This window comes from Mesorhizobium sp. M0598, from assembly GCF_040320865.1.
In the GTDB taxonomy this organism is placed as follows: Bacteria; Pseudomonadota; Alphaproteobacteria; order Rhizobiales; family Rhizobiaceae; genus Mesorhizobium.
The window spans coordinates 1-508 of the sequence record NZ_JAMYQL010000132.1 but is presented as its reverse complement, the minus strand read 5'-3'; the positions used below and the strand labels follow the sequence as shown (position 1 = coordinate 508).

General features: G+C 65.0%; 1 pseudogene. It reads right to left on the bottom strand.

The annotated features are described in order from the left end of the window. Window positions 1–508 (bottom strand): annotated as a pseudogene (locus NKI59_RS35065) (shikimate kinase); the annotation flags it as partial.

The following is a 508-nucleotide window of genomic DNA, read 5'->3' as shown; positions in this document are numbered from 1 at the left end:
GCCGTTCTCAATGGCCGGCGTGTGCGACTTCGGCGGCTTCATCGAGGCAATGCCGCGCGCCTGCAGCTGCGCGTCGAACTGGCGCACATGCTCGTAAAGGCGAGGCCGGTCGCCGATGATGACGACGGTGTCGCCGTCAAAATCGCCGTCGAGCTTTTTTTGTTCGGCGCTCGGAACCGCAACCAAAGAGCCGGGCGCGAACACCTCCGTCGCCTGCAGCATGCCGACGCACTCGAGCGCGGTGTCGGCCTTGATCCGGTCCTTGCCGTGCAGCCAGCGCGAATGGCACTTGACGTCCTCGGCAGACATCACCACATCGCGCGTGCCGAACTCGGCCGGCCACATCTCGTCCGGCACAACGATCAAGATGCCTTTGGCAAAGAAGGTTGGATCGTCGGCGGCAAGCCCCGCCCCCGACCTCTGCGCGACGTTGAAGCTGTATTGGAAGGCCACGCACGTATCCAGGAACGCCGCAGTCCGATCGCTGTCGAGCGCCGACCTGACCCGG